Origin of the sequence: Burkholderia sp. M6-3, from assembly GCF_050858985.1 — a bacterium.
Lineage (GTDB): Bacteria > Pseudomonadota > Gammaproteobacteria > Burkholderiales > Burkholderiaceae > Paraburkholderia > Paraburkholderia caledonica.
This window is the reverse complement of sequence record NZ_CP110092.1, coordinates 330,900-353,951: the sequence shown is the minus strand read 5'-3', so window position 1 is coordinate 353,951 and position 23,052 is coordinate 330,900. Positions and strand designations below refer to the sequence as shown.

The 23,052-nt window shown below is 59.1% G+C and carries 12 protein-coding genes and 8 pseudogenes; 9 read left to right on the top strand and 11 right to left on the bottom strand.

The window, feature by feature from the left end:
- The first annotated feature begins 126 nt into the window (after positions 1 to 126).
- Positions 127 to 1,548 carry a hypothetical protein gene (locus tag OH764_RS34240; protein ID WP_498851398.1) on the top strand — a complete coding sequence of 474 codons (1,422 nt, stop codon included), beginning with the start codon at positions 127 to 129 and terminating at the stop codon, positions 1,546 to 1,548.
- A 235-nt stretch (positions 1,549 to 1,783) separates the two neighbouring features.
- On the top strand, positions 1,784 to 3,292 hold the full coding sequence (locus tag OH764_RS34235) for a hypothetical protein (RefSeq protein WP_498851397.1): 1,509 nt from the start codon (positions 1,784 to 1,786) through the stop codon (positions 3,290 to 3,292).
- A 101-nt stretch (positions 3,293 to 3,393) separates the two neighbouring features.
- Here OH764_RS34235 and OH764_RS34230 read toward each other — a convergent pair whose 3' ends face one another.
- The 3 genes from OH764_RS34230 to OH764_RS34220 form a co-directional block, all read right to left on the bottom strand.
- Positions 3,394 to 3,744, bottom strand: coding sequence for a DUF4148 domain-containing protein (locus tag OH764_RS34230; protein WP_498851396.1), 351 nt, complete (start codon positions 3,742 to 3,744; stop codon positions 3,394 to 3,396).
- A gap of 143 nt (positions 3,745 to 3,887) precedes the next feature.
- A complete protein-coding gene (locus OH764_RS34225; RefSeq protein WP_498851395.1) occupies positions 3,888 to 4,241 on the bottom strand; it encodes a DUF4148 domain-containing protein in 354 nt (117 codons plus the stop codon).
- A 52-nt stretch (positions 4,242 to 4,293) separates the two neighbouring features.
- Positions 4,294 to 4,737 (bottom strand): DUF4148 domain-containing protein, encoded by a 444-nt coding sequence (locus OH764_RS34220; RefSeq protein ID WP_498851394.1) that lies wholly within the window; start codon positions 4,735 to 4,737, stop codon positions 4,294 to 4,296.
- A 293-nt stretch (positions 4,738 to 5,030) separates the two neighbouring features.
- Here OH764_RS34220 and OH764_RS34215 point away from each other — a divergent pair.
- Positions 5,031 to 5,216: pseudogene (locus OH764_RS34215) on the top strand (IS5/IS1182 family transposase); the annotation flags it as partial.
- Between the two features lie 365 nt (positions 5,217 to 5,581).
- Here the strand turns inward: OH764_RS34215 and OH764_RS34210 are convergent.
- Positions 5,582 to 6,433, bottom strand: a pseudogene (locus OH764_RS34210) (IS110 family RNA-guided transposase); the annotation flags it as partial.
- A 72-nt stretch (positions 6,434 to 6,505) separates the two neighbouring features.
- On the opposite strand from OH764_RS34210, the pseudogene OH764_RS34205 reads away from it, so the two are divergent.
- A pseudogene (locus tag OH764_RS34205) lies at positions 6,506 to 7,672 on the top strand (IS110 family RNA-guided transposase).
- A 340-nt stretch (positions 7,673 to 8,012) separates the two neighbouring features.
- On the opposite strand, the pseudogene OH764_RS34200 reads toward OH764_RS34205, so the two are convergent.
- Positions 8,013 to 8,171, bottom strand: a pseudogene (locus tag OH764_RS34200) (IS110 family transposase); the annotation flags it as partial.
- A 102-nt stretch (positions 8,172 to 8,273) separates the two neighbouring features.
- Between OH764_RS34200 and OH764_RS34195 the strand changes: the two are divergent.
- Positions 8,274 to 8,747 (top strand): annotated as a pseudogene (locus tag OH764_RS34195) (IS3 family transposase); the annotation flags it as partial.
- A gap of 975 nt (positions 8,748 to 9,722) precedes the next feature.
- Here the strand turns inward: OH764_RS34195 and OH764_RS34190 are convergent.
- Positions 9,723 to 10,514, bottom strand: a complete 792-nt coding sequence (locus tag OH764_RS34190; RefSeq protein WP_498851393.1) for a substrate-binding domain-containing protein — start codon at positions 10,512 to 10,514, stop codon at positions 9,723 to 9,725.
- A gap of 884 nt (positions 10,515 to 11,398) precedes the next feature.
- Positions 11,399 to 12,499: pseudogene (locus OH764_RS34185) on the bottom strand (IS110 family RNA-guided transposase).
- Positions 12,500 to 12,855: 356 nt separating this feature from the next.
- Between OH764_RS34185 and OH764_RS34180 the strand changes: the two are divergent.
- Positions 12,856 to 14,177 (top strand): annotated as a pseudogene (locus tag OH764_RS34180) (IS5 family transposase).
- A 901-nt stretch (positions 14,178 to 15,078) separates the two neighbouring features.
- On the top strand, positions 15,079 to 15,816 hold the full coding sequence (locus OH764_RS34175) for a hypothetical protein (RefSeq protein ID WP_498851392.1): 738 nt from the start codon (positions 15,079 to 15,081) through the stop codon (positions 15,814 to 15,816).
- Positions 15,817 to 16,111: 295 nt separating this feature from the next.
- Here OH764_RS34175 and OH764_RS34170 read toward each other — a convergent pair whose 3' ends face one another.
- Entirely contained in the window at positions 16,112 to 17,137 is a 1,026-nt protein-coding gene (locus OH764_RS34170; RefSeq protein WP_498851391.1) for an IS110 family RNA-guided transposase, read from the bottom strand.
- Between the two features lie 776 nt (positions 17,138 to 17,913).
- On the opposite strand from OH764_RS34170, the gene istA reads away from it, so the two are divergent.
- Positions 17,914 to 19,524 (top strand): IS21 family transposase, encoded by a 1,611-nt coding sequence (gene istA / locus OH764_RS34165; RefSeq protein WP_498851390.1) that lies wholly within the window; start codon positions 17,914 to 17,916, stop codon positions 19,522 to 19,524.
- A complete protein-coding gene (istB, locus tag OH764_RS34160; protein WP_498851389.1) occupies positions 19,521 to 20,291 on the top strand; it encodes an ATP-binding protein in 771 nt (256 codons plus the stop codon). The genes istA and istB overlap by 4 nt, the downstream gene beginning before the upstream one ends.
- Before the next feature lie 185 nt (positions 20,292 to 20,476).
- On the opposite strand, the gene OH764_RS34155 is transcribed toward istB, so the two are convergent.
- From OH764_RS34155 to OH764_RS34145, 3 genes and pseudogenes are all read right to left on the bottom strand, one after another.
- A complete protein-coding gene (locus OH764_RS34155; RefSeq protein WP_498851388.1) occupies positions 20,477 to 20,956 on the bottom strand; it encodes a hypothetical protein in 480 nt (159 codons plus the stop codon).
- A gap of 108 nt (positions 20,957 to 21,064) precedes the next feature.
- Positions 21,065 to 21,970 (bottom strand): hypothetical protein, encoded by a 906-nt coding sequence (locus OH764_RS34150; RefSeq protein ID WP_498851387.1) that lies wholly within the window; start codon positions 21,968 to 21,970, stop codon positions 21,065 to 21,067.
- 354 nt (positions 21,971 to 22,324) lie between these two features.
- Positions 22,325 to 22,681 (bottom strand): annotated as a pseudogene (locus OH764_RS34145) (IS110 family RNA-guided transposase); the annotation flags it as partial.
- Positions 22,682 to 23,052 lie beyond the last annotated feature (371 nt).

Sequence of the window (23,052 nt, the reverse complement as noted above, 5' to 3'; positions counted from 1 at the left end):
AATGGCGGCCTCATCGGCTTGAGCGCGAACCGCCATACGGGATTGCCGCAGTGTCCCGTGTCGTCATGCGCTGAGGTGCCCGCGTTCTGGGCGGGCGGCGTCAAAAGCGAGTCTGCCGCTAGCCACGTGACCAATGACGAGCTTCCGTTTTGCGAATCGACCTTTGTCGGCGTCTATGAGGCTGCGCAGCGCCTATTTGACGAAGGAATGCCCGCCCTGCCATATCTTCTCGATGACGCGACCAATGGGCTCGCGCGTCCCGACGGCGGCCGGCGTTTCGGCTTCGAAGTCGAGTTCGATTTCGACAGCAGCGTGGATCGGAAGCAGGGATTGCAGATGCTGGACCAGATTGCCCGACTACTCCACGAAGCTAACCTGACCGCACGACCCACTGTCTCCGAACACGCCCAAGCGAAGGCCAATGGCTATTCGGATGCGCCGAACGCCGGCTTGCTTGAACGGGAGCCAGATCCTCCGATTGGACGCGCGTCCCTTGGGGAATGGGTCAGCCCGATCTCGTCCGACGAGCCCGCGCAATGGAACCGCACCAGAGCGGTGCTCGACATCGTCAAGCGAGCGCCGACCGAGACCAACGAACGGACAGCTGTGCACGTTCACATCGGCACGCCCGATTACCGCAACGATCTGACGGCGTTCATGAACCTGCTTCACCTGAGTCGCAAATACGAGGACGTCCTGTACCGGCTGGGTGGCCGCCCCGAGCTCAAACCTTCCATGGTTCCTTCGCAAATCACGCTCGTGCGAAGCGCGGAAAGCCAAGATATGCAGGCGGCTGAGAACCGTGAAAGCCGCTTGCGCCCGCTCAGCTATCGCAAGCCGAATCGCATTCCCGACGCGCCTTACCATGATGTCGTCGAGTTTCTCCGCGATCAGACAAAGAACCGGCGCGTCGCGCTCAACTTCCAAGGGGTTCGAAGAAAGCCGGGCAGCAAGCCTGAGAACGATCATGTCGAGTTCCGGATTCCCGACGCAACGTTGAAGCCGGAGATCCTACAAGCGCACATCACGCTTTACCTGCATATGGTCGACAAAGCGATTAAGGCTTCGCAGAGCGGCACGTCGTTGACGTCGTCCGGCGCGGAGCCCGTCGGCAGTCATTTCGATGCCGCCGCAAGAGAGACGCATACCGACCGGGCTCGCTTTTTGACCGATACGCAATCGTTCAGGGACATGCTCGACGAACTGTTCGACCGCAATATTGACAAGGCGCGAATGACCGCGCTATTCGCGATCACTGGATGGCAGCCGCCGTCCGAGGTGGTGAGCGCTTACAGGCAGCGTTACCTCGAAACGAGGGCCACTGCGATGCGGGCCGTATCCGCTGTGCAGGACAACGTTGGCAAATACCACCTTGCCGCCGTGTTGGTCGCTGCGGCCTATTTGTTGAAACGCGGCGATGCGAATCGCCAAGACGCCCAAATTACGGAGGTCACGGAGCAAGGGAAGGAAGCCTCGAATGCTCAGATCTCCAATCAGGAAATGTCCGCATCACGTGCCGATACGGAGAATCAGTCAAGCCATGGTTAATGTGCCGCCGGACACAACCAGGCCTATCGCAGCGCCGAGCGAGCATTACGGCGAGAGCGGCGATGGCACCAACGCAAAGTCGGAATCCGCAATTCCGCCTGCGCCCGCTCCAGCCGCGAGCGCTGAGCTTGCTGTTCTGCGCTCGTTGGCCAAGCCGCAGGCGGACAGAGAGTCGTCCGACGTTGCGCCCCGATTTCGCGCGCGCACGAAACCGATTGGCATCAGGACGCTGGGAATGGTGGCATTGGCTGCAGGCGGACTCGGCGCGCGGGCCGCAACGAATGGCGGCCTCATCGGCTTGAGCGCGAACCGCCATACGGGATTGCCGCAGTGTCCCGTGTCGTCATGCGCTGAGGTGCCCGCGTTCTGGGCGGGCGGCGTCAAAAGCGAGTCTGCCGCTAGCCACGTGACCAATGACGAGCTTCCGTTTTGCGAATCGACCTTTGTCGGCGTCTATGAGGCTGCGCAGCGCCTATTTGACGAAGGAATGCCCGCCCTGCCATATCTTCTCGATGACGCGACCAATGGGCTCGCGCGTCCCGACGGCGGCCGGCGTTTCGGCTTCGAAGTCGAGTTCGATTTCGACAGCAGCGTGGATCGGAAGCAGGGATTGCAGATGCTCGCCAGAATCGCGCAGGATCTCTACGACGCCAACCTCACGAAAGCCCGGTCGATTTCCGAGCACCACGCTCTAAGGAAGACTGGTTATTCGTCGGATCCCGATTCAGGGGCGTTAGAGCAGGAGGTAGATCCGCCTCCTCGGCGCGCGATAATGGGCGAATGGGTCAGCCCGATCTCGTCCGACGAGCCCGCGCAATGGAACCGCACCAAAGCGGTGCTCGACATCGTCAAACGCCAGCCTGTCGAGATCAACGAGCGGACCGGGACGCACATTCACGTCGGCCTTCCGGACTATGGCGACAACGTCGAGGCCTTCACGAACCTGCTCGCTCTGGCGCAGAAGTACGAGGACGTTCTCTATCGGCTCGGCGGCCGCGCTCAGCTGAAGCCGTCAGTCGTTCCCACGCAGCGGGCGCTGCTGACGAGCGCCTACATGCAGGAATTGATGTCGGCCGTCGACCGCGGACCCCAGTTGCGCGGCATCGCTTATCGCCGGCCGAACCGCACACCGCGCGATCGCTTTAACGACGTCGAAGCGTTCCTAAATGACCAAGCCGGGAACAGACGCGTTGCGCTGAACTTTCAGCCTGTCGGGCGCGGCGCGAGCCGAAACCGGGCGAGCGACCGAGTGGAAGTGCGCATTCCGGACGCGACGTTAAACCCGGAGATTCTGCAGGCTCACATTACGACCTATATTCATCTCGTCGATAAGGCCTTGCAGGCGGCGCAGGGCAAAACGACACTTAAGCCTGCGGCGCGCGAGCCTCTGGGAACCCACTACAAAGCTTCCGGTGACGTATCGCCGAAGGACTGGGACCGCTTTCTTGCCGACACGGCGACCTTTCGCGGCATGCTCGATGAACTGTTCGACCGAAACATCGACAAGGCGCGCCTGACCGCGTTGTTCGCGATCACAGGCTGGCAGCCTCCGCCGCAGGCGCCGAATGCAATGCGTCAGCGGTTGGGCGAGATGGGATTCCGCACTGTGCACGCGCTTGAACGTGCCGATGCATTGCGAGAAGCTTATCAATATCACTTCGCTGCGCTGCTTGCGCTTGTTGGCGGGGTGTGGCTGTCGCGGAGCCAGACTTTGGGCAAGGGAGCAGGTGGAAAGCGGGACTGAAAGGCGGCTAGACGTTGACGGCGAAACTCCGTTGATACGGTCAAGCGATTAGCTAGGTCCTGTGCATGACTGCGCGGTGCACAAGACCCAGCTTGGACCATTTAACTACCAGCGTAGATATTGCAGAAGCTGACCGGGCCGACGCAAGCAGATTGCATCGCCGCATGCGACCCATCACCCGACGCTGAACTGCCGCCTTTCGCGATGCCGCCGACGGCTTGCACCGTCAGTTGCTGATCGAATTGTGCTGCGACTTTTGCTTCCGCTGCCTGGACATCTGCCGGGTAGTTCACATCGTCACCGCTGGTAGGTCGGTATCCAGCGCGCTCAACGCGGACCAGATCAGCACGAACTTCTGCACGTGTGAGCGGAGCGCTGCTTTGAGCGAGGCTGAGTATTGGAGCGCCAAGAGCGGACACGGCGAGAGCGAGGCTTACGAACAATCTGGACATGGTTAATACTCCTTAAGCAAGTTAATGATTCGCGGCGCGAAGCCGCCGACAAAATCGTTTTGCGCGGACCGTCAGCATGGTCTTCATGGAAGCGCTCGTTCCGATAGACGCATGGCGAATCGGTGCTGCATCGTGTTGACGACTTAACTACCAAAGTAGGGGGTGCAGAAGCTAGCCGGGCCGACGCACGCCGAGGGCGCCGGTTTGGGCAGGCGATTACGGCTACCTGCGGCGGAGGCACCCTTCATGGTCGTGCCACCCGCGCCGCTATTGACCATCTGCTGATTGCCTTGCCAGTCGATCTTTGCTTCAGCGACTTGGATGTCTGCAGGGTAGTTAGCTTCATCGCCGGACGACGGGCTGTAGCCGGCTTGTTCGAGGCGTATCAGTTGTGCGCGGACTTCGGCTCGCGTAATGGGCGCAGTGGTTTGCGCGAAGCTGACGAGCGGGGTCGACAGTACACTGGATGCGATGATGAGACCTGCGATAATCTTCATGATGTCTCTCCGTTTGGATGGTGATGGAATACGTTGTGACGCGCGTTTTGGGTCAACTTCCGAAATACAAGGAGCAGAAGCTTGCCGGGCCGACGCATGCCGACGGCGCGTCGTGGTAAGCAACACCGGCTGCAGAGCTTGAGCTTGTCACACCACCAATGCTTGCTTCGCGCTGCTTCTGGTGAGCGACCTTTTGTGCGAAAACCTGCCTCACATCTGGAAAAGTCGTGTCGGTGATCAACTGTGAACTGTCGTTGCCGACTTGAATCAATTGCTGACTTACTTCTGCACGGCTGATGCCTTCTGCAGACGCTACGCAGGCGAAGCCTGCGCAAGCGATGGAAAAAAAGGAAAGGGCGATGACGCGGCTTGCTCCCATTTTGTACTCCTTAGTAAGAATATGAATTTGATAAGAACATGAAAGATGTTGCTCTTTCTGTAGTCTCATACCGGCAAACAGGGAATCTATACGGATATTCAGCAGTTCTCTCGACAACGCATTATTTCTTGGAAAGCTGAATCGGCTTTCTTGTTCGACCGTTTAAGCTATCAGTTGCGAGGCGATGTACTTAGCTTAGCGGAGCCGATCGAGAACGGAAAATACGAACTTGTGATGTGTCCCATGTCGTCGGGTTATAGGGCCGCGAAGAGCGCGGCGTCGGCGACCCGATTTGCAATCCGGCTGACGCCGCGTACTCGCCGCCTTTTGGTCGGGGAAGGTCTGCAAAAGTCCTGGCGTTGACGGCCGGGGTGACTATCCTGGGAAAAGCGAGTTTAAGGGGGGGGCCCATGACACTACTCGGTCTTGGTCTGGATTTTCAACGAAACCGACGCGCAAGCGAGGATTTCTCGATGAGATGAAGGGGGTGTGCTCAAGGTTAATTGCGCTGATCGACCGACTATCCACGGGGGAAGACCGGAAGGTCGCCGCTTCCTATTGCGACGATGCAGCAGATCCACTTCATGCATGTATGGCCCAGACGCGGTTGCAAGCTTCTTTCGTAATGTAAAACAGTCTGCAAACATGTATCCTGCTTGCATGTTGGGCTTGCCTGCATGCCCGGACCAATATCAAGACCAATGGTTAGCGTAGGCATGTCGAATCTCCCGAAAGTGGCTCCGGCAGTGTGCGCCCCGGAGGAGGCGGGAGTCCATACCATCAGACTCGATCGCGGGCATGCCCGCCGGCCCCGATGGATTTCGTCGCAAAGGTCCTAATCTAATAACGGACTCGAAGTCCGAGTAATGTGTCAGGCTTGCCTTCGCGCGGTTCAACCTGTCTTGCCATCGTTCAATACACCTGTGCAACCGTGGATGGATTAAAAGACTTCAACACGTGGTCACTGTGCCGGCGCCGGCTGATACGTTCGGCCATGCGCCAGCAGCGCCCAGATCGTTCGCGCCATCTTGTTGGCCAGCGCTACCGCGACCACGTTCGTGGGACGTCGCGTGAGCATGGCACGCATTCGTTCCGGCAGATGCCTGGGCGCCGAGATGACGGATCGCGCGCCGTGGATTAGCAGCGTGCGTAAATACACATCGCCGCGTTTGCTGATGCCGCCAAGCTTGACCTTGCCGCCAGAACCATTCTGTCGTGGCACCAGGCCCAGATAGGCGGCAAACTCCCGCCCGGAGCGGAACATGTTTGCCTCTCCGATCACGGACACAGCCGCGGTCGCCGTGAGTACGCCGACACCGGGAATTTCCGAGATCCGTCTGCATGCGTCATCGTTGCGGCGCCACTCGAGAATGCGCTGTTCGATCCGTGCGATCTGCTCGTCGAGTGTCCGAAGTCGTGAGAGTTGGTCTTGCATGCTGTCTGTCAGCATGGCGGGCAACTGGTCGGCCAGCGACGCCAGTGCGCCTTTGGCTGCTTCGATAGAAGGCCGTCGACCTTGCGGCAGGACAACGCCAAATTTGTAGAGCAGTCCACGGAGCTGATTAGTCTACATGACGCGGATCCGGACCAGTTGCTGACGTATGCGGTGCAACGCCAGCATTGCCTGTTGATCCTCTGTCTTGACCGCCACGAAGCGCATGCCGGGACGCTGGGCGGCTTCCCAGATCGCTGCGGCATCGGCTGCATCATTCTTGTTGAATTTCACGAACGGCCGCACGAACTGGGCCGCGATGAGCCGTACGTCGTGGCCAAGCCGCGCCAGCACGCTTGCCCAGTGATGGGCGCTGCCACAGATCCTATGACGAAGGGTCCTACGAACCGATCGATACTATCGACTTGTCGTTACCAGCCCAAGGAGGAGATCATGCGCGCAAATCGAGTGGAAAACATCCAGCTTGAGATCATTCTGGCCGCCTCACTGGAGTTGGCTGGCGCGAAATGGAAAATTGCGCTGCATGATGGTCGACGTGACCGACCCGCGATACACACAATCACTGAGCCGCACTCGGCAGCGCGTTTGCAGGCTGTTCTGGACCTGCTGGCGGCCTACAGGGATAAGTGGTCACTCCCTTCAGATACGAGAATCGTGGTGAGCTACAAGGCCGGGCAGGACGGATTCTGGATATGTCGCGCATTGCGGGCTCGCGGGATCGAATGTCTAATCGTCGATCCCGCGAGCATTCCCGTTGGGCGGCACAAGCGTCGCGCAAAAACCGACCGGCTTGATGTGATCAAGCTGGTCGTGAACTTGCGCGCCTGGCTTCGTGGCGAACGCGAACGCATGCACGTCATCCAAGTTCCGTCGCTGCAGGACGAAGCATGCCGCCACCTTATGCGTGATCGGGCCCAGCTACACAAGGAAGTACTGCAGCATTGCGACCGCATGCGCAAGCTTCTCATCACCTTCGGATGTCGGGATCAACCCGACATCCGGCAATTTGCAGGGCGGCTATCACGCGACGACGTGAGGTGCTACGACGGCTCCCCCTTGCCCCCCGAGCTTCGGGAGCGGCTCTTGCGTGAATGCGAGCGGCTGGCACTGGCGCAAGAGCAACTCGCCGCTCTTGATAAGGCATGACAATCCCGTCTGCCAGAACCCGTACGCCAGCGCATTCACCACCTCACACGCCTACAGGGAGTCGGGCGGCTCGGCGGCTCCAGACTGGTGCTGGAATTGTTCTGGCGACAGTTCACGAATCGCCGACAGGTCGGTGCGTGCGTCGGCCTCGTGCCGCAGCCCTACGACAGTGGCGAGATCCAGACGGATCAGGGCATCAGTAAACAGGGCAACGCGTGCGTGCGAGCCCTGCTGGTCGAAATGGCGTGGTCATGGATCCGCCACCAGCCGGCAAGCGCGCTGACACAATGGTTCAACCAGCGTACACAGGGTACGGGTCCAAACCGCCGGCATCGACGGATTGCTATCGTCGCGGTAGCGCGGCGTCTTGCGATCGCGCTCTGGCGGTATCTCAAGGACGGTGTTCTACCCGATGGTGCACAACTGAAAGCAGCTAGAGCGAGCAACGCCTGACACTGACCGCAATACGTCGTTGGCGTTGACGTTCTGCGCCAGCCAGCTGAAGAGAAACATGCCCGTATGGAAGCCGAGTTGCTAACGCAACTGATCCACAGATGGGGCATGCTCCTGGAAAAGTTCCAGCGTAACGCGCATACAGGATGAGGCTGGCGCTTCCCCGCCGGCGGATAGAAGGTGGTAAGACGCTAAGGTCTTACGAGCGCGACACACGGCTTCAGCCCCGGCGATGCAGATCGGCCATGCCGACAATACTCACGCGTCACAGGCAGTGGACAACTGATTTACGACACGACCGCAAGTCAGGGACGGCCTTGACAATTTACTTCTCATAGAAGGCCTCCATGACGACGTGGCTCGCTGGCCGGTTAGCGAAGAATGGTACGAGTTGTGCCCGCTTGAGCACCTTGCTATGAATCGCGCCAGTCGCAAGATCAACGAAGTGAATCTGGAAAACGCGCTTGGCCAGGTCGATGGCAATGGTCGTGGGTTCCATCTGGTTCTCCTTGACGGCGGGACTGCCGAAGCACCAATGTGGCAGGTTCCGGAACACACGTCCTTGGCGTTGAGCGGCCCGTTAAGGCGGGAGGCGACCATTCCATCTGAATTCCAGATCCCGGCCGGCAAGGTATATCTGTCGCCGGTGATCGACTGCTTCGACGGTCTCGTTGTGAGCTGGTCGATCGGCACGCGGCCGGATGCCGAACTATTCAATACCATGCTGGATTCCGCGATTGAGTCAGTGGCTGGCTGCAAGGAGCGGCCGGTCGTTCACTCGGATCGTGGTGCGCACTATCGCTGGCCGGGATGGCTCTCACGGATGCGGAACGCCAGACTGATTCGCTCGATGTCGCGCAGAGGATGTTCGCCGGATAACGCAGCCTGCGAAGTTTTCTTCGGGCGCCTCAAGACGGATTTAGTCTATCCTCGTGACTGGCGCGCCACGACCGTTGATCAATTCATCGAAGTCGTTGACTCGTACATCCGCTGGTACAACGCAAAGCGTATCAAGGTCTCGCTCGGCTCCCTCAGCCCGGTTGAATACCGGCAGAGTCTTGGAATTGCGGCTTAAATCAGTCCGGAGTGAGGCTAAAGGGGCCTTCCCGGAGGCGGAGGGGAGCAGGCTGGCAGGCCGCCGTGCGAAGCAAGCTGCGTGACTGGGGGACGGGAGAAGAGGAGCGAACCAGCGGACAGCACTACACCGGGTCATCTCGGTTTCAATCAGGCCGGCATTGCGTTATTTCGTCGGCCTCTTATGTTCCGCCGCCGTTGGCGCGACGACGAGGCTGCCCAGGGCTTGGACACTTCGCGGCAGCGATTCACGTTGATTCGACCATGTACAGCGGCGATTCGATGCGCAGGTCCTCGACGTCGACAATCGTCAGCGCTGGCGTTGTAGTTCGTCGGCCATGCTAAGCAGCGACCCATACGCTATCGCATGCTGTGAAAGCAGCATCCGGTTAACCGCCTCGGTGCCGCCGATCGACATGAGAGTGTCGATTTGCAAGCCACACCGTGAATACGCTTCTTCGAGTGCTCACGGTGTGGCCGCAGCACTCGGATGCCTCGCTGCGGCGACACCGGCAATTCCATTGGACCCCATAGACGCGCGTGCAAAACCGCATCGTCAGGAGGCCCTCGACCAATTCGAGCTTGGATGCGAGGTCTCGCAGGGCTGCTTCCACACGCTCCGTCTTGATGACGACGAGGTCGTTGGAGACTCCATCAAGAGTCCCACTGGCGCCGATTTCATAACAGCTGGCGTATGAAACTCACCGGCGGATTCTCCGCGCCATCTGATAGCGAAAAACCCCGACCGCGTACGCGGAGTGCATCTTGACGGCTTGAGCAAATGCGACGCCGCGCGAGAGGCGATCGAACAGAATCACGCCACCCCAATCCTACGACTCACAAACTTCCCTAGTAACAACAGGCTGGCTTACATGAAGCCATTCGGCCCGGCGCTGACACTGCCTGCTCGCGCGACTTCATGAGGGCAAGGAGAAGCGTAGTTAATCGCGGTCAGTGCATTAACAAAAAGTAACGCTTAACTCGATGATTGGACGCCGTGCTGAGGGAGCCCTGTTATCCACCCCCAGTGTGCGAAGATCTTTGCGCTAGCGGGTGACTTCAGAAACTTCGCGAATTGCTGCGCTGCCGGGTTATCAGCTCCGCGCTTGGTTACAGCGATACCTGAGTCACGATAGACGGCGTACTGTGGCTCAATTTGCACGGTTTCGGCCAACGATGGGTTTGCAACCTGCCAGATGTTCCAGGTCAGCCACACGTCGATGTTCGGCTGCTGAATCCACGTCTGACGCGCGATGGAACTGTTGCCTGCGTAGCTGACAATGTTGCGGCGCAAACTGGCCACCGTGTTAGTGTCGCCGAGGCGGCCCGCTACGTCCTCCCATACTCCGTTCTGTCCTGCACCGTTGACGACGAGAACCTTCACGCCGGGTTTGAGCAAGTCTGCAAGGCCGTGGATATGGCGGGGGTTGCCAGGGCGCACGAGAATTGCCATCGGACGGAGGTAGAGCGGCATTGGTGCGTCGGCCGCCAGTTCGTCACCCATGGCAACCACGAAGTCGGACATCATCGTTTCCGAACCGCTGTAGATCAGGTCGGCGTCTGCGCGAGCGTGATCGATCCAGGCGGGCGTCGGACCGGCCGTGACATTAACTTGTATGCCGGTTCTCTCTTCAAACGCTGCGGCTGCTTCCTTCATCGCGGGAGCGGGGCCGCCAGGCCCATACACGTGCAAGGTGGAATGGGCGGCGGCATAACTGCAAGCGAATGACAGACAAAGCGCGGCGGCTGCACGCATCGCATTCTTCATAATTGGGTTCCCTGTGAAACTAGACGATTGATGGCTTATAGGCCGGTGAACACATCCACATGGCGTTTATTCCAGCTCGCTCGGTTCTATTTCTTAGCAGTCAGGCACCGAGCTTGTGTCTGCAGTACACTGTTCTGATGGAAATGGGCAAATGGGCTATCTTCGTCGATAAACAACCGTAAGTTGCCGGCCGAGCGGACCGCAATGACTGCGTGCAACTGACGCCTCATGAGCGCCGCGAGTAAAAAATTCGACCGCATAGGCGACGCCTTACATTGGTAAGATCACCCCTGAAGCTAGCATCGCGGCAGCCGTGACATAGGTCGCGACATTGACGCCCTGCGGCGACCTTGTTGCCACGGTCGGACCTCCATTATTTTGGCCAGCGTTGTACTTGGGGCTTTCCGCCGTCTAAACGCGAGTAACCACGCAATGATATGCATTTGCCAAAGCAGGCGGTTAATGGGTGGCGCAACATCACCATTTCGATACAGAATGCTCGAACTGCTTTCATGAGTACAATATAAATGAGCGATGCTGGATATACATTTTTCATATGGCCTGTTTTTGCAAGCAGGACGAGCGTAGCTCTCGCTGCCGCGATCTCGAACGTCAACGTATCCGACCTGATTGGTAACGCGGCATAGGGGCTGTTTATCGACGATGGATCAAGCTCATATCCGCGGGCTGGTTACCGCATTTCATCTTTCCGTCACGGGGCTGCCTCGCTCTTGACCACGGAGATCACGCAGTCGCGTGCTCACAAAAAAATCTCGAGGATTCCCCACATCGCGCCCGGTGCCGCGTTACCGATCAGGTGGAAGATAGAGGTTTTTCGATAGCAGCTCCGTACTGAATAAGTCGAGGAAAATGTACTGGGATGTTCAGGCTGGCTGCAGTCGCGTTCCGATGTCCCAGATGAATCCGCATAGTTCACGCGCGATTGCCGCACACGTCTTGTTCTGATGGAGACCTCGTGCGCGAAGCCGACGAAATCTGTGACAGAGCCGAAGCTGCGCTTTCCAGGCAATGTCGGTGATACATCGAGGTTGTCCTTCGAGCCGAGGCTATAGCGATTCGCCGATTCTCGCGGGCAACCGATAATTCCACGCTGCCTCGACAAGTATCCTGCGCACATGCGTGTTGCCTGTCTTCGTCAGACCGCCGCGTTGCTTTGTGTTCCCGCTGGAGTGTTCCGACGGTACAAGGCCCAGGTAACTCATGAATTCGCGTGGATGCGGGAAGCGTCGCAAATCGCCAAGTTTAGCGACAATGGTCAGTGCGGAGATTAAATCAATGCTGCGGAGGGTCATCAAGCCTTTGACGATCGGCAGCCAACGCCAGGTCTCGGCGTGGGCACGCAGCGACTGCGTGAGGCGTTCGACGAGTTCGGAGGCGAACCGCACCGCCATCCGAAATTCGGTGAAGACGATATGCTGGGCGGAATCCTCGAATGTGATCTTTGAAAGAAAGAGTTCGTGTTTCGGCCCCCAGCGACTACCCGTATATGCGTGACCGTGGCGAAGCAGAAAGGACTTCAGCCGCTGTCGCACCCTGCGCAAATCGCTTACGGCATCCTCACGGGCACGAACGAGGTCGCGAATGGCTTCATCCTGTGGCTCGGGAACGGTAACTGGAACAAGTTCTCCGGCCCGATGCAGTCTCGCTAGCAGTAGTGCGTCGCGACGATCTGTCTTGATCCTGTCAGCCGGTCGGCGGGCGACCCTCGATGGAGCAACCACTTCACATTGATAGCCCTGCTCGCGCAGCGCCCGGACGAGCCCATATCCGCAGGGACCTGCCTCATGACAAATGCTGATGTCCGATGGTGTGCCAAGCTTCGAAAGTGCTTTGGCTAGCGAAATGACGCTGTAGCGGGTCGTCCCGACGAACTGAGGATCGCTCCGTGAACGCGCCGTGGCGAACGCGATTGCAATCGAGTCCTTGTGTACGTCGAGACCGAAGTAAAGCTTGACCTTGTCCATGACTTTCTCCGCCGTTCCGTGAAGGTCGTCCGATTATCGGACGAACGCCTATGTCGCGTTTCCCTGAAGGCCATCATGTCTTGTATGGAAGAACAGCAGTGGAATAGCCCTCGCATCGAAGACCTCAATTGTCGTCGGCGCACGGAGAAAAATCGGCACCGTGCGAGAAACGTGAGCGCCAGTCGCAGCGGGTCCACAGCGGCCCGTCGGCACGGCGTCAGTCCGAACTAGGTAGTCGGCCCTCAACAATTCGGAAGTCTTTGTGTGGTGAGGCTTTACGGGCCAAATGGTGTGGTGGGAATTGCAGGGACCTGGCATATTGATGCGTGAATCCTGCAATTTCTGACGGGGTGCGGATGGGTCTCAAGACACCTGGACGGAGGGAGATTTTCTTCCGGCAACCGCTGCGTGAACAGATCAACCTAGAGCATCCGTTCGTGCGTCTGGCTGACCTGATCAACTGGGAACGGCTGGGCGCGTCAATGAGTGAGCGCTTCGTTCCCGGCAAGGGGCGCCCGGCTACATCACCGCGCCTGATTGCGGCCCTGCTATACCTGCAACACGCCTTCGACCGGTCCGACGAAGAGGTCGTCTGGCAATGGGGCGAGAACCTGTATTGGCAGTTGTTCACTGGCGAGACTTACTTGCGGACGGAACCGCCAATCGACCCTTCGAGCGCGACACACTGGCGCAAGCGGCTGGGTGAAGCTGGAGTTGAGGAGCTGCTGGCAGAGACGATTGAAGCAGCCAAGCGCGCCGGCGTAATCAAGGCTTCAAGCGTGAAACGCGTAATCGTCGACACGACCGTCATGGAGAAGGCGATCGCGCATCCTACCGATTCACTCCTGCTCGAGCGGTGTCGCGGACATCTGGTGAAGGCTGCTGCGAGGCACGGCCTGAAGCTGCGCCAGAACTACAACCGCGAGGCGCCATGGCTGGCCAGGCAGATCAGTCGTTACGCGCATGCAAAGCGATACAAACGGATGAGAAAGACCCTGCGCACGTTGCGCTCGCTTGTGGGTCGGGTGGTGCGCGATGTCGAGCGGCAACTCGACGCGGTGGCCGATTGCAGCCGCGCGGCATTACAGGAGCTGATTGGCCGCACGAAGCGGATTCTGTCGCAGAAGCCCAAGGACAAGAACAAGCTGTATGCCCTGCACGCACCGGAAGTCGAGTGTCTGGCCAAGGGCAAGGCCCGCACGCCATACGAATTTGGCGCGAAGGTGTCGATCACGATGACTCACAAGCAAGGGGTCGTGGTGGGGAGGCGCTCGATGCCGGGCAACCCATACGACGGCCACACGCTGGCTGAGGCGCTGGAGCAGGCGGCGATCCTCAGCGATGTCACGCCAGAGGTCGCCGTCGTGGACCGTGGCTACAAGGGCGTCGCGATTGATGGCGTGAAGGTCTATCACCCCGGCCTGCGGCGCGGCATCACGCGCGCACTGAGGGCGATGATCAGGCGACGCAGCGCAATCGAGCCCGCCATCGGCCACATGAAGGCGGACGGAAACTCGACAGGAACTGGCTAAAAGGAGCGCTGGGCGACGCGATGCACGCTGTGCTGCGCGGCGGCGGCCGCAACCTTCGGATGATCCTCCGGAAGCTGCGGCTTCTTTTTGTCTTCATTCTCGCTGCCTTGTTCAACTACAACGGTGCTGCCGTCGTGATCGCGTGACGCCAGCGACATGAGAAACGAATTGTTCAGGGCCGACTAGGTATTGGGCTGGCGGAAGCAATATCAGGAAGCTGGCCCCCGCGGCAGTCCAACCCCGCATGGCGTTGCCGCGGGCGTTTTTCCGGCTGCGTTGGATAGATACCTATGCCGGCGTAATCTTCGACAGCGGTCAACTTGCGGTTGTCGTCTAGCGAAGATAGATGAGCGGCCGTCTCGAAAATGCGGAATAGCGGCCCTGAGCGATGCGGGCGAACTCAAGTGCATCGGCCCGAGGACGTGTCCGGGCGAGGCGAGTTCGTGCTGGACTTGCGCGTAGTCTCTGATCGGTACGCATCGGTATTGCTAGAGGAGGGAGGCGTGTCGCATCACATCACCTGCGCAATCGGTCCGTTGTTGCACCCGCTCGTCATATCGAGCTACCCGATTGCCGTACCGTCTATCGAATGGTTCTATTAGCTCTAGCTCTAGGATTAGGCTCCTGCGAGAGATGGAACTGGGGGCTACGTAAGCTTCCGAACGGGTGAACAGTGACTTTCAGCGATGCATGGCGGTATCTTCCTCCACTGCGCAGCATGGCGAGAGACGCGATGCTTTTTTCGCCTTCCGCTTCAAATTTGCGGTGCCGGTTTAAGGAGGGGAGAACATGAATATAAAGTCAAGGAAGTCCCATCTTCCGAACAAGCACATGTCGACGTCCCCCATTCGAGGCGGCCGGTCGTTTTCTATCGACGGCTCAAGCACTGAAAATTCTACAAATGGCCAATCGCAACGACAGGAAACCTCTGAGAGGCCCTTTGGCGCTCCTCTGCCCGGCTCCTTGCAGGGCCTAGGTGGACGGACAAGGAATATGAGCGGCAGCCCGCCCGCGCCGGCCAATGCACTCGGGGCTGGATCCGAAGCGATGGAACGTGGTGCGACGGCCGATCAGGCGGTCGCCGCGAACAGCCTGACGCATCGTCAGGATATGGCTAGCACGCGGGCACAGGCAGTCCGTGTCGACGCGAGCGGCGGTCCCCGTGCGCGGGATGTTGCACGGCTGGCCGCATATGAGGCTATCTTACGCGGAGCGACGGCCGATGAGGCAATTGCCGCGAACAACCTGATGCATCCGCAGGACATCGCTGACGCGCGGGACGCGGCGACCCGCGTCGCCGCAGGCGGCGGTCCGCTCGCGCCAGCCCTTGGGAGGCGACGGATAATTTCACGCATGGAACAGGCGTTTGTCGCCGCAAGCGGCGGTCCGCGCGCGCCAGCCTCCGCAATCCAGATAGCTCCGACAGATATGCGGACGCAGGAAGAAATTGCACGCACCGCACACCTGCATCGCCGAGGGCAACAGCGGGGACTTGACGAATTGCCTACCATGCGGTTAAGCCTCGGCGAGACCGCGGGTACCGAAGAGCAACGGCGACAGGCAAGAGCATTCGCGCCCCGCTTGGCGGAAGTTGAGAGAGCCCTCCGCCAAGGGGACTGGAACGCTGTTCGCGGCGGGGCCTACTCCCTTTATGACAGTGCCTTCGCCGATTACGAAGCCGACCGAATTATTGGGGCTGACTACAATTCCATTGCAGAACAGTTGTCGATCGTTTTCCGCAGGGTCCCGAGTGACAATGTTCGGATTTCGACTACTGAAAGGTGATAACGGATGACGTCGGCCGAAGTATTGTTCCGCTTTGCGAAGTAAATCTATGGTCCGCCCCAGATTTGCAACCCCTTGTGCGTGAGGACAGGTTGGCTTGCTCAAATCTATCCGGCGTCGTTGGTTAGGGCTGAGCCCCGCGCCATGATGAAGTTCGCGCCTGCAGCTCCCATAAAGTCGTGCGGCTTTCTAAGCCTCATTACTTCCCGGGTTTTTCCGCAGGCCGGTGTGCCGTTCCGGTCATCAGTGTCAGGCGTCGCAAAAGCCGAGGTGTTGATGGGTCTCCTGGAAAGGTTCAGGCCGGCAAGGCCACAAGTCCTGCGTTAAAGCTCGTGTGTCGGGCGACTATCGCCCATGCGATTCGGGCCAGCTTGTTGGCCACCGCGCACGCCACGACGTTCGAATGACGCCGGCTGGCCAGCACGCGGGCCCATTCCGCGAGGGGTCCGGTTCGCCTGTCCAGAAAGCGCATGTATGCCCGGGCGCACTGCACAAGAAGACTTCGGATATGGCTATCGCCCCGTCGACTGATCCCGAGAAGGTTGGATTTTCCGCCGGTACTGTACTGACGGGGCACAAGACCAAGCGAAGCTGCAAAGTCTCGACCGCATCTGAACTGTGTGCCGTCGCCAATCTCAGAGGCCAGCACACTCGCAGTGATTGGTCCAATCCCCGGAATGCCCATCAGTCTCTGCCCCGCGTCGTCATCAGCAAGCTGCAGTGCTAGTTCGCGATCGATCTCACCGATCTGTTGCTGGAGATACTTGAAGTGCTCATGTAGCCGCTTGAGGATGGCAACAAGACGGGGCGGCAAAGGATGGAAATCAAGAATCTCCGGCAGTCGCGGAACACCGGTCTTGCCGGCTGGCAGGCTGACGCCGAACTCAAGCAGGAAGCCGTGCATCTGGTTGATCGTCCTCGTGCGGTCCTGCACCATCGATTCACGCACGCGGTGAAGTATCGACAGCGTTTGCTGCGACTCGGTCTTCGGCGTCACAAATCGCATTGCCGGACGCGATGCCGCTTCGCAAATCGCTTCGGCATCGATGAAGTCATTCTTGTTTGATTTCACGAATGGCCGCACGAATTGCGGCGAAATCAGCTTGACCTCGTGACCAAACGAGGACAGCTTGCGCGCCATGAAGTGAGAGCCGGCGCACGCTTCCATGACGACAGTACAGGAATGGCAGGTCGCGAGAAATTCGATGAGTTGTTTGCGCCCAAACTTCTTTCTGAACACCGCCTTGCCCCCGCTGTCCTGTCCGTGCACATGGAAGGTTTGCTTGCCAAGGTCGATCCCAACGAGCGTCGCGTAGTCCATGATCATCTCCCGTTACAGTCGCCTTCCCAGCTTAGCGCGTCTGGAGAGGTGGGGCGGACCATTTCATTAGTCGGGACGTGGGCAATTTCTCGCGAATTTGACCAGCACCGACGAAACGTTCTCTTTGAAAATCGATGATCTAAGTCGGATTCGGAACTGAAGTTGGATCTTTTCCGGGCGTGATCGCCATGAGTGTCCATGCTCAGCAAAGACCTGATCCAACTGTCGTGCCCCTTTCACTTCGTCACCGAGCAGACCGGCACGATGCCCCGGCGAGGGCTGGTGGTGATAAAGGCTCGTGCCCGTTCGGTCAACTGTGCGTAGGCGGCAAAGAAATCACCGACTTGGTCGGTCAGCGTCCGGATGTCGTGCGCGTGCAGCGTCTCGACAGTCCGCTGGGGCAATCACCCGTCGACGGTATCAGCGATGCGCGGCATCGGGGCCGGCAGGCCGCGTAGTGTCTCGATCGTGCACGCGACGATGTCGGTCGACGTGGCGGAACGCTTGCCGAATGCGCCGGTGCGAGTCGGCTCGGTGGCGGGTTGCTCCAAATGCGACCAAGCTGCGCTGGATGTGGCTGAGAACGCTGCGCGGGTATCGAGCCCGCATACCAAGCACGCAACGCGACCCGTGCCCCGGGTGGTTACCCAAATTCCTCAGGGTGTGGTCACTTCAAACTCCCCCACCTTGCGGTCCGATCTGAAGTGACGTTTGTCGCCGGTCGCGCCATGTAGCAGGACGTTATTTACCTCCTTGGCCAGCCCGGGAGGTGGGAGTTGAACGTCTTGAAGCCGCATCAGCAAAGTACGGTGTTCACGTTGCTGGAACTCAACAAGAGCCAGCGCGAGATTCATCGGATCACTGGAATCGACCGCAAGACGATCCGCCGCTACACGGCGATCTTCGCTGCACGCGCAACCGCGTCCGCGAATTCCCCCATCCCCGCGACCATCGGCTTGGGCCCCTCAGATCAAACTCCTCCACTCCCGCGACCACCGGCTTTTCAGGCCGCGCCTGCCGACACGTTGTGCGAGCCGGATCGGAAATGGATCGAAGAACAGGTTCGTCTGCAGCGAAACGCCCAGGCTATCTATCAGGATCTTGTCGACGAGTTCTCGTTTGGTGCGAGCTATGAGAGCGTCAAACGGTTCGTGCGCGCGCTGCGACACATCGATCCCGCGCAATTTGACCGGCTCGATTTCCTGCCCGGCGAGGAGGCCCAGGTTGACTATGGCGAGGGCGCTCCGACCCGCGATCCGAAGACTGGACGCTATCGGCGACCACGGCTATTCGTGATGACGTTGCGCTATTCGCGCCACAGTTTCCGGCGGGTTGTCTGCAAATCCGGACAGGAGGTATGGGCGCGACTGCACGAAGAAGCGTTCCGCTATTTCGGTGGCTGTGTTCAGTACGTTGTCCTCGATAACCTCAAGGAAGGGGTTATTACGCCGGACCTGTACGAGCCGGAGATCAATCATCTTTACGCCGCGATGCTCGAGCACTATGGTGTCGTCGCTGACCCTGCACGCATTCGGGATCCGAACCGCAAGGGTACGGTCGAGAACGCGATCCAGCATACGCAGGGCACCGCACTGCGTGGCAGGAGTTTCGACTCAATCGAAGAGCAGAACGCGTTGCTCGTGCGCTGGGAGGCGAACTGGGCATCGAAGCGCCTGCATGGGCGCGCCCGCCGTCAGGTCGAGTCGATGTTCGAGGAGAAGAAGCCGCACTTGCGGGCATTGCCCCCGACTGGATTGCGCTACTTCAAACAGGTGGTCCGCACTGTCTCCGACGACACTACCGTTCGCATCGACCACAGCTGGTACGCGGCCCGTCCTGCCGCGATTGGCAGCACGGTGCTGGTGCGCATCTTCGATTCAACCATTGAAGTTCGCGATCGGCAGACACAAGCGCTGCTACGCATTCACCCGCGCTTCACCGAGCCCGGTCAATTGCTGCTACCCGAGGACGAGCGCCCGTTCAACCCGTCCCGGCAAACGGCCTTCCTGCTCTCAGCCGCAGGGGACATCGGGCCGCAAACGAAGGCACTCTGCCAGAGGATGTTTGACGCCCAGGGACGCGTTGGCCAGCGGGGTATGTGGGGCATCGTCGGTCTCGCGAAGAGATACCCCACCCGCATCGTTGAACAAGCCTGCGGCCAGGCACTGCAGTATCACCTTCAATCCTACAAACAGGTTCGCAAGCTGGTCGAGCGACTGTTCGAGCATGCGCTGGAACAGCTTGATCAGGCGCCCCAGTTCGCTTTGCCTCTTACCCAGGATCACGCGCTAATCCGTCCAGCGGCCGAATACGGCGAACTGTTCAGTCTCGGCGCGCGACAGCAACTCAACCCATTGTCGGTGAACAACGGAAAGACCGACGAATGACCATGTCGATGCCCGAAATCGAGCGTTCGCTCAAACAGCTCCACCTGTCTGGCGTGCGCGACACGCTGGAGACCCGCGTATTGCAGGCGCAGGCGGCAAATCAACCGTTCCTCGAAACCTTCCCGATCATTCTGCAGGACGAGCTGGACCGTCGCCAGTCCCGGCTGATCGAACGTCGGCATAAGCAGTCCGGCCTTGGCGAGAAGCTCACGTTCGCCGAATTTGACTGGCCATTCAATCCGAAACTCCCGCGTCAGGCGTGTCTGGAGTTGCGAACGCTGAAGTTCGTTTCTGCTGGCGAGAATGCACTTCTCATCGGCAAACCTGGCACAGGCAAATCGCACATCGCGAAGGCCGTCGCCAACCAGGCCGTGATGCAGGGCTATAAGGTCCAGTATCTCGAGACCGACGACTTCTTTGCGCGTTTCAGCCTGAGCGAATCCGACCAGCAGGAGAAACGTCTGCGCAACATTCTCGACTGCGATCTGCTGATTCTGGACGACCTGTTTGTGTCACGATCGATTCCGGATGCCGCTGGTGCTCTACTGCAAACCCTCGTTCATCAACGATACAAACTACGCCGCAGCACCATGGTCACGTCCAACCGCGTTGTCCAAAACTGGGGTGCCTACCTCGGTGATAACACCATGAGCAGCACCATTCTCGACCGACTCATGCACCATTGCCACTCGCTTGAATTCGACGGCCGAAGTTACCGCCTGAAGGAGGCTGCTGAAACCCTTGCGCGCAAAACTAAAGCGAGCTAAAAAAACAACCTTGTCCTGCTGTCGGGTGGAGGAGTTTGCGCGACCACAAGTGGGGGAGTTTGAAGTGACCATCCGGGCCGTGCGGCGTTGTCGGAAGGTGACAGGTTTGGTCCCGCGCGTTTTGATGTCGCCAGTTTAGAGAAATTTTCATGACGGCCGGATGAGTGTTCGTTATCGGTTCGTCATTAAAGTTCCGCCCGAACGGAGCAGTCAGCACCTTGCCCTAGACGGTCGTACCCGGATTCCCTCCAGAATTTCGTCGTGGAGGGCGGCGTCCTAGTGCGGGCTGGCGGCGTATAGCTGGTCATGTTGATCGATGAGTACTTGAACCGCTCCTTGCGGAACAATAGGCCATCCAGCCGATGCCGCTCGAAGGAATAGGCATATAGCCGCCGCATCTGGTGCCGCGGTAGAGCCCTCTCCACTCCGGTCTCCTCAGCAAACTTCCGATGCGCATTGCCCACCCAGTGCCGGACATCGGCGATGCCCCGAAGGCGGTTTCCAAGAAACAGCTTGCCGAGATTGGCGCGGGCGGCAGTGATCTGTTGCAGGCGCCGGCGCGTCCTTTGCCCTTGATTCGCTTCCCATTCCTGAAACCGTTCGGCCAGCCTCATCCGATACGGTGCGGACCAGCGTTCGAGAACGCGCAGAATATCGTGGCCCAAGCATGGAGTCAGAAATTCGAAGACACCTTCCTTGGTCTTGTGTTCGAACGACTTGATCCAGTAAAAGGCATAGCCATTCGTGATTTCGCACGAAACTGGATTGCTGTTCTAGATTTCGTGCGACGGCCACTTCGCCTTTCCATGCGAATCCAGTGTCGTTTTCTCCGCTTGCGGATCGGCCGATGGAATGGTCGCGAGGTTGCCGAAATGATGCGGGACGACGACTGTCTCCAACAGTTTCCCGTTCGAATCGAGTCCATCGGCACTAGTGTGGTCGGCCGTCACGCGTTTGTCGTGATTCGGATCGCCGCTGGACGATTCGACGCCCCACGCAAGGTCTTTCTGATGCCGCATGCCCTCGGTGTTTTTCGCATAGACGCGGACCACCTGCTCGACACCCCGGTCGCCTTCGTAGGGCTTGGCTTTGTTCGATCGCATGTCGACTTGATCGGGGTCGTGCGCGGCTGAATCGGCATAGTCCTGCGCATAGTTCGGATGCTTCGCGACATAGAAGCCGTGACCTTTGTCCGTCCCGCCGCCCGAGCCGATTTTGGCGGGGTCCATGCCGTCGAGCATTGCGTCGCTACCGACTTTGTTCGTGCCGTGATAGCCAATGAACTTATAGCCATCCTGGACGAGCGCGGCATGTGCGTTCGCGACGTTTTCGGGTGTCGCGCCTGCCTTCAAGTTCGCCTTCATGCGGGCAGTCGCGCTGGGCGTGGTGGGGGCGAGGCCAGGATACAAGTCTTCCGCTTCCTTTGCCTTGGACTTTGTTTGTCCCCCTACGGTGACGGTAGCAATCCTTGGTTTCGATGCCACCATCGGCACGCCGGGTTGCTGGCGTTGGTGCCGTAGATCGAGTAGGCCGGACAGTTGTCCGTCCGCGTAACCGGATTTGTTCTGGAATGTGTCGCGTTCAACGCCGTACTGGCTGCGCAGTTCGGCTGGGCTTCGATGCCCGGCCGCCGTACCTTCCGTAGGAGCGGATGTGTTGGTATCGGAAGGGATTTTCAAGGCGTATCTCCAGACCCTGCGTCGACCATCGATAAGATGCTCTTGATCGTACGACCGTCGTGGCGAAGAGGATGCGTGGGATGCGAAGTAGGCTCGCACGACGCGAAGCGTTACGATTGGGTTGGCGGGTTGGCGGGTCAGTGACTTGCAGTTCGTCTACGTTCGGCGAGTGGGACGTTACGCCCGCAAATCAGAATGCCTTGCATGACCATCGCGTTCGTTGCACGGACGGGTCGGAGGCGCTTCGGCTATGCTGGCGGTTTCGCCATAAGCAGTCAAGCAGTACCGCCAGATGCGCATACCACGCGTGTTGCAAAGCCGGAACTTCGACGTGCATGTTCACTTCAGGCTGTATTCCGTCTTGGCGCGCCTTTTCTGGCGTTCAGCCGGGATGCTAGCGGGATTGACCACATAACATGGGGTCCCGCGGGCCTGCAAGGCACGATAGAACCAGAACCCGTCCCGGCCTGCCTCGTAGCTCACGACGATCCGTAGCTCGGGTGGCAACGCTCATCTCTGCCGGTGCAGTTTAATCAAGGAAAGCACCGCCTGCAGGCGGGATGCGGCCTCTGGCTGCGTCACCGCCTGCACGGCTGGCTGATCGCGGTGGCCATCATGTAGCGCAACTTTCTACTTGGCCATTGCCAGCTCGAGCGACACCGCAAGTACAACTTCCTCGGCACATGGCCTGGACACCTGTTGTATGTGCATGATGGTTTCCCTTTGAACAAGCGTTGACAAGCTGATTTTAGGCGTCAGCGAGTCGAGCCTCCTGCTCACAGGATCTAACACGCTACAAGGGCTCCCCGTTTGAGCAGAAGCTCAATCGAGGTTCGCTGTTGATACATACTGCAATGCCGCGCTGGTGCGGGTGAGAAGGCGAAGGACTGCGGTTCTACAACCGGTCGTGTTGGACCAATGGTCCGGACCCTGAGGAAAGACGCGCGAGGAGGCCTCATTCTCTAGCCGGGAATGGATATCCCCGCTGTGTTATCCAAGGTACGCTCCGCGCGGGTCCAACCCGCTTCACCTCACCGCTGGCAGTGCAAAGTGATCGTTCTATGTGCACATAATGTCTGCCC